Genomic DNA, 6,475 nt, shown 5'->3' on the forward strand with positions numbered 1-6,475 from the left:
AAGCCCAGGGCCATTATGAGAGAGATTCCACACAGGAGTAAATATGTTGCTAAAAAGGGCTTAAACTAGCGCCATTCTGGTCTGTCTCCTATTTACTATTTATTTTCGACTTTGAAAATCCGGCTGACCTGCAGGATTGGCGGGTGGTGAATGACGGCGTGATGGGCGGATTATCGCGGGGTGAAAATATCAGAACCGACTCGGGCACCGCTGTGTTCCGGGGAACCCTCTCGCTGGAGAACAACGGTGGGTTCTCCTCGACCCGCACCCTGCCCCGTCCCTACAGACTGGATGGTTATGACGGCATCGTCCTGCGTGTCCGGGGCGACGGCAACACCTATCAGTTCAGGCTGCGGCTCGACTCCAGTTTCGACGGCGTAGCCTATCGCTACACGTTCCAGACTGAAGCCGACACGTGGGTGATGGTGGAGGTTCCTTTCAGCGAGTGCGTTCCTGTCTTCAGAGGACGCATGTTGAGCGGCGTGGACCCAGTCTCACCAGGGAAGATCCAGCAGATCGGCTTTCTCATTTCTGAAAAACAGGCTGGACCATTCAGGCTCGAGGTTGACCTGATCAGCGCCTACCGGCGCTGATCACCATATCGGCCCGCCTTCATGGGCTGGTCACTTCACTTTTCGACCTCTTCTTTCTCCTCCAGGGCGCGATACAGCTTCAGTTGATCCAGCAGCTTTCTGAGCTGTTCGGTGGTCTGGTAGCGTCCGTTGGCAAAGACGGCATAATCGCCGCCGCCGGCCATGGCTGAGGCGAACCGGCTGGAATTGGCATAGAAGAGCCAGATGGTCGTCCACATTCTCTCGGTTTGTTCATCGAAGATGTTCTCGCCCTGGGGCAACCCCTTCTCGAAACCGCCGGCCCAAATATCGCTCAGTATCTTGGTTGCCTGATAGGTCATGCGGTTGGTGGTATGTATCGTGTTGTCGAGCCGCTTAAAGTGGTTTTCCACCCACTGGGTGGAGTGGCAGGTGAGACATACCGCCTTCATCCTGTTGTTGTTTTCCAGCTGCTGCTCTTTGCTGAGCACGAATTCGGCAACCGGTTCACCGTTCAGTTCCACGGCCAGCGGCAGCCCTTGTGAATTCACCACCTTTTCCAGGTTCGCATCGATCGGGTGCGGGTGGGCATACGGCACACCGAAAAGACGCCAGCTGAGCCGATCGTTGTACTGATGGGTCCGTTCGGCGATGACCTCTCCCTCGGGCGAGACCAGCAGGCTGGCATGGCAGGCTGCACAGGTGGGCGCAGTGAAGTCGGTGCCCACCCGCCAGGGAACTTCGGTAAAATTGAAGTCGCTCATTTTCGATTGGTAGATATTGCCGTGTTTACTGACCTCGTAGACCTTATATGCCGGTACGTCGGGCCCTTTGTGGCATTCCGAACAGGTTGACGGTTTTCGGGCGATTTCGATGGAAAACGAGTGCCTGGTGTGACAGGATGAACAGGCTCCCAGGCTGCCGTCGGGGTTTATGCGGCCGACGCCCTGATTGGGCCAGCCCTCGAGGTCGGGAAATTCGAGTTCACCATAGTCGGTATCCCGGGTAACGAGCCCCTTGACTTCCACTTTGGTCCCGTGACAATAGAGGCAGGACTCGTATTCGGTGAGCATGTCGCCCTCGCCTATGGTCAGTTGCCCCTTCTCGTAGGTGTAATGATTGTTCACCACCTTGGTGAAATCCTGGTAGAGCGTATTGTCGACCAGGTTGCCGTAGGCGTGTGCCATGATATTCCTGCCGTACTGCTCGGCCTCGACGCTGTGACAGGTGGCACAGTCGGCCGAGCTGACGATCACGTTGATTCTGTAGCCGTTGTGCTCGAAGGCGTCGCTGTGCTCCTCTACCCGGAGGCTGTGACACTCGTAGCAGCCCACCACCACCCGCTGAAGCTCGTCAGGGATGTCGGGGGAAGAGACGCGGCGCTCCAGATCCGGTTTGGTCAGCCCTTGGGCAGGAGACACCCTGCTGTGCCGGCTGGCCTGCCAGGACGAAACCAGCCCCGGATGGAGCTCGGAGTGGCAGCCCAGGCAATCTTCGGTTTCATCGCTGAGCTTGAGGTCCTCGCCATAGAGATTCAAACTGATCAGACAGATAAAAACAGCTGTGACGAACTGGATCATGCGTTTCATCATTTCCTCCTGATGTTGCAGCCACCAGACTCCGGTTCAGACCCTCATGACACCACTTTTCATCACGCAGAAACCTGGCATACCTATTTTATCACGCGTTGTTTACCTACCTTAGAGTAGCATCAAAGTAGCCTCAAAAAGTACAACAAAGATCCTGCCGGACAGAGATGTGCAGCAGGTCAGAGGTACACGCCGCGGTGCTGAATGGTTCAATCGGCTCAGGTCTGTTCCCGAATGAACCGCTCAAGACTGGGGAGGACTCCGGGGGCCAGATGGGTAAACGGCTCGGAAAGTCCCAGCACGATGTCGAAGTGATCAACATCCTCAAGCTCGAGGCGCGTCACCCTGCCGTTCTGATCATCCACCCGCTCCTGCAGGAGCTGGGAGTGAAGAGGCAGAACCACATTGTCATCGGTGCCGTGCAAAAGAAGCAGCGGCGGCGCATCGCCGCGGGCATAGGTTATCGGTCTGGAGATTTCCGGGGGGTGGGCCGTGGCAAATATCGCTCTGAAGCGCCGAAAATTTTCAGGTTCAAAGGCATAGGGCCCGGCCAGTCCGATCATGCCGCTGATGGTGCGCTCGGATATGCCCTCCTGTTCCAGGTAGCGGTTATCGAGAGCCAGCAGCGCTGCCAGATGCGCCCCGGCCGAATGGCCGATCAGCACGATGCCGTTTGCCGATTCGGCGATATTGTCCTTTACCCAGGCCACGGATGCTGCTCCGTCTTCGATGAAGACTGGGAACTGCACCTCCGGGTAGAGCCTGTAATCGGGTATGACGGTCACATACCCGCGTGAGCTCAGGGCCTGGCCGACAAACCGATATTTTTGCCGATCCCCGCGCAGCCAGCTGCCCCCGTAAAAGAAGACCAGTACCGGTTTCTGGGGGGTACGGACCTCGGGGTAGTAGACATCGAGTTTCTGGCGTTCCAGCGGACCATAGCCGATAGCCCCGTCGAGGACGAAGCCGTCATCGGGGGCGATGGTGTTCACCATACTAAGCGGCGAACAGCCCCCCAGAAAAAAAAGCAGCATCACCAGCAGGGCGAGACAGACAGAATGAACAACCCGGCGTGCAGGGGAAGGGCTGGGCCCCTCAAGAGCCCGCTGATGTCGAGATCCACAATTCATAAACTTCATTATAAGCAGTTTTGAGCCTTGATCGACCCGGCTTTCAATCAATTCTGAGCGGTGGTTCCAGGCCGATTACCGTTTGGCCATCGACTTCTCAAAGGTTCAGTTCGGGCTCTTTTCCCAAGGATCCGCTGCGGTATCTGTATCGTTTTCATGCGACTGATAGCATAGCCTGGACACTGTATGGCAAGGTAAAAATGTTAATTCGTGCCAGCCACCTCCGTTGCAGAAAGCTCTGGGGAGTAAAAAGGGGACAATACTTATCATGGATGTCCCCGATTTATTCTCAGCAGGCCAGCCGGACTATCCTATCTTTATGACCACCAGAGTGATGTCATCCTCCTGGGGAAGCCCGTCACGAAACCGTTCCACCTCAAGAACCACCTCTTGCTGAATTTCCCTGGCTGATCTGCTCGAGTTATGCTCAATCAGCTCCCGCAGCCGTTTTTTACCGAACAGGAGGTTTTGCCTGTTCATGGTTTCATGAATGCCGTCAGTGCCGATGACTACTATATCGCCTTCACTGAGGTTCTGCTCGACCTGGTTCTCAAACCTGAAATCGGCATCCACTCCGAGTACCAGCCCCTTGCCCCCCAGCTCTGTGAACTGGCCGGTTTCTCTCCGGTAATATACAGCCGGTTCGTGCCCCGCCCGGACCCATCGTATAACTTTGCTTGCTTGATCGATCTCCAGGAAGAACATGGTGGTGAAAACACCACTGATAGCACAGTCCTTGGTAAGGTTTTTGTTAACGGTGGCAAGTAGATCAGCGGGATTGGTGTACGTCTGGATAGCCGAGACCATATAAGCCCGGACGCTGGTCATCAGCATCGCAGCCCCGACACCGTGGCCGCATACATCGGCCACCGCGACACCAAACTTCTCATCGGGGAGCAGGAAGTAATCGTAATAATCCCCCCCAGTCTGATCACAGTAAAGAGAGAATCCGCTGATATCATATCCCTTAAGATACGGGCTCTTCACTGGCAACAGGTTTTGCTGCACCTCCTCGGCGAGCCGCAGAGCGCTCATCAACTCGAAGCGGTGCCTGAGCCCGTCGATCATATGGTTGGTATGGCCGGCAATCACCCCGAACTCATCTCTGGTGGCCACCGCCACCTTGCGGCTGAGATCTCCTCTTTGCACCTGCTCCAGGACATTGGTCTGGTTTTTGAACAGCAGCTTGAGGTTTCTGGAGTAGGAGACGATCAGGTTAGTGACCAGAATCAGCAATGCTCCAATAATAAACAATATCTCATAGATAACTGACAGTTTCGCATCCATGATAGCATCAGGATCCTTGGATGTCTCTGTGAGCCACTCCACATCACGCACAAATACCAGCACGAGTACTATCCCAACCAGCACGGTGGTGATTACGGCCACCAGAGCGTATTTTCTGCTCAACGAAAAAAATCTGGTAGGTATCGGGATCTCCTGGTTTTCTTCCATGGCTTCCAGAATTCCCTTTCGTTCTGTAGCCAAGGAGGAATCAAGACCGATAAAAAAACCGGCGATGAAGCAACCGATAAAAAGGGAGAGCAGGCTGTAGATCGGTAAACCCAGCACCAGAAGAAAGTAGAGATTGGTAAGAAGTGCCGCCCCGAGGCAGATGCCGAAGTCGAGGATAAAGGCCCTGGCTGGTCGGTGAATATGGCTTGCACCAGCTAGGAAATGCTTTACCATTGGCCCCCTGATTAGGAGCAGGGGCAAAAAACCTAAACCGATCACCGTCCCCAGCCGCACGGGGGACAAGGTTGCCATGAACGGTCAGACCTGACCGCCATAATAGGTCAGGGCCAGAATTGCAAAGAAGTAGTTCACCGCAATTTTCATAAGCTGCTTCAAAAGCTGAATGCGTTTTGTGAAAATATCCGTCTATTTTTTGATTAGTTTCAATAAGTAATCATCAACAACCCTAACTCATCGCTGGCTCAATTACAATACGAGTAGGAAGTTACCGAGTCATGAGACAAGAGGCCAGCACATTGGCGACCCTCTTTTACAAGAGTTCTCTGCCAAGAACATTATTCCACTGCAACCTGACGACACTTTGTGCTGCATTTCGGCAATTACAACCTCAGCAACACAGCGAAGGAGTCGTGCAGTTCAATAACAGAATTAAATTTATAGACTCTACCCGGCCATGAAAAGCGGCTATCTTCGACTAATGTGAGTAAAATTATTTTCACAGCCCAAAGAGGCAATAGCGACCAAACCTTCTGGGGAATTAAATTGTTTTCACTTGCTTTGAGCTCAAAACATACATAGCATCTATCTGAAATTGCGAATAACAATGAAGATGCAGCAGTTTTGCTCTGATGATACCTGCGACAAAATTCACCTGCCAACCTGTCCCGGAAAGGATTTGCCATGACAGCACATAAGAACGTATTAGGGGTACCGCTCGAAACCTGCAGCCTTGATCCTCTGACAGGCTTTAGCCGAGAGGGAGACTGCAAAGTAACAGAAGAGGATATTGGAGTTCATGCCGTGTGTGTGGTGGTATCAGAGGAGTTTCTCAGCTTTTCAAAGGATATGGGGAATGACCTCAGCACACCGATACCGATGTTCGGTTTTAAAGGATTGAAACCTGGGGATCGCTGGTGCCTTTGTGCCTCGAGGTGGAAAGAAGCCCTTGATCATGGAATCGCCCCATCTGTTGATCTCATGGCGACCCATGAGTCCGCACTTGAGTATGTAGGCCTTGAGGATCTCCTGCGTCACTCTTTAGGCAAAGATCATTAGATGAGGAGTTCAGCCATAATCTTGTGAGAGGATGTCCCCGATTTGTTCAATATTATCAATTGTGGTGTAGAAGAATGAATGAAAAAAACATTGGCATTTTCTTAGTCTTGTAAGTGTGTTGTGTGTTATGTCTTATGGTTATCGTGTGACCTATTATTGGTCAAATGATGATTTGACAAGAGCCTTGTTTAGTTTTGCTGTTATGTTTGGGTTCATTTATGTTTTTTTTCATTCACTTTCAAAATCAAAAAAATAACTTTGCAAAAATAAAAGGGATCAGAGTGAGGCTCTCTAATTAATCTGTCCGTTTTATTGAGGGAGCCTCAGGCCAGGCCGTCCTAGAAAAACGAATTAGTAAAGTCTAAAACATGGTTTGTCCCGAATGGCGCTAGTTTAAGCCTTTTTTTCATATCTGCTCCGATGCTGTATTTCGACCATTTCACTTCTAGGTTTG

6 protein-coding genes are annotated in these 6,475 nt (G+C 52.3%); 3 read left to right on the forward strand and 3 right to left on the reverse strand.

The window, feature by feature from the left end; translation table 11 throughout:
- Positions 1-101 precede the first annotated feature (101 nt).
- Entirely contained in the window at positions 102-593 is a 492-nt protein-coding gene (locus ACN5NT_RS23780) for a CIA30 family protein (RefSeq protein ID WP_419177132.1), read from the forward strand.
- A 35-nt stretch (positions 594-628) separates the two neighbouring features.
- Here ACN5NT_RS23780 and ACN5NT_RS23785 read toward each other — a convergent pair whose 3' ends face one another.
- A complete protein-coding gene (locus tag ACN5NT_RS23785; RefSeq protein WP_419177129.1) occupies positions 629-1,738 on the reverse strand; it encodes a multiheme c-type cytochrome in 1,110 nt (369 codons plus the stop codon).
- Here ACN5NT_RS23785 and ACN5NT_RS23790 point away from each other — a divergent pair.
- The gene (locus ACN5NT_RS23790; RefSeq protein ID WP_419177130.1) at positions 1,667-2,260 is read left to right on the forward strand and encodes a hypothetical protein; all 594 of its coding nucleotides are present in this window, start codon (positions 1,667-1,669) and stop codon (positions 2,258-2,260) included. The two genes, ACN5NT_RS23785 and ACN5NT_RS23790, sit on opposite strands and share 72 nt — an antisense overlap.
- Before the next feature lie 98 nt (positions 2,261-2,358).
- Here the strand turns inward: ACN5NT_RS23790 and ACN5NT_RS23795 are convergent, their stop codons facing one another.
- Both ACN5NT_RS23795 and ACN5NT_RS23800 read right to left on the reverse strand, forming a co-directional pair.
- Entirely contained in the window at positions 2,359-3,270 is a 912-nt protein-coding gene (locus ACN5NT_RS23795; RefSeq protein ID WP_419177131.1) for an alpha/beta hydrolase, read from the reverse strand.
- Between the two features lie 306 nt (positions 3,271-3,576).
- Positions 3,577-5,037: a SpoIIE family protein phosphatase gene (locus ACN5NT_RS23800; protein ID WP_136799352.1), complete on the reverse strand. Its 1,461-nt coding sequence runs from the start codon at positions 5,035-5,037 to the stop codon at positions 3,577-3,579.
- 609 nt (positions 5,038-5,646) lie between these two features.
- Between ACN5NT_RS23800 and ACN5NT_RS23805 the strand changes: the two genes are divergently transcribed.
- Positions 5,647-6,021 carry a DUF2237 family protein gene (locus ACN5NT_RS23805; protein WP_136799351.1) on the forward strand — a complete coding sequence of 125 codons (375 nt, stop codon included), beginning with the start codon at positions 5,647-5,649 and terminating at the stop codon, positions 6,019-6,021.
- Positions 6,022-6,475 lie beyond the last annotated feature (454 nt).

It is taken from the genome of Desulfosediminicola sp. (assembly GCF_048381775.1).
Taxonomy (GTDB): domain Bacteria; phylum Desulfobacterota; class Desulfobulbia; order Desulfobulbales; family Desulfocapsaceae; genus Desulfopila; species Desulfopila ganghwensis.

What these genes read in the sequence shown, in the direction of transcription:
- ACN5NT_RS23790 (WP_419177130.1), top strand. Translation starts at nt 1,667, where the DNA reads ATGATTGTTCACCACCTTGGTGAAATCCTGGTAGAGCGTATTGTCGAC.
- ACN5NT_RS23785 (WP_419177129.1), bottom strand. Translation starts at nt 1,738, where the DNA reads ATGGCACACGCCTACGGCAACCTGGTCGACAATACGCTCTACCAGGAT.
- ACN5NT_RS23795 (WP_419177131.1), bottom strand. Translation starts at nt 3,270, where the DNA reads ATGAATTGTGGATCTCGACATCAGCGGGCTCTTGAGGGGCCCAGCCCT.
- ACN5NT_RS23800 (WP_136799352.1), bottom strand. Translation starts at nt 5,037, where the DNA reads ATGGCAACCTTGTCCCCCGTGCGGCTGGGGACGGTGATCGGTTTAGGT.
- ACN5NT_RS23805 (WP_136799351.1), top strand. Translation starts at nt 5,647, where the DNA reads ATGACAGCACATAAGAACGTATTAGGGGTACCGCTCGAAACCTGCAGC.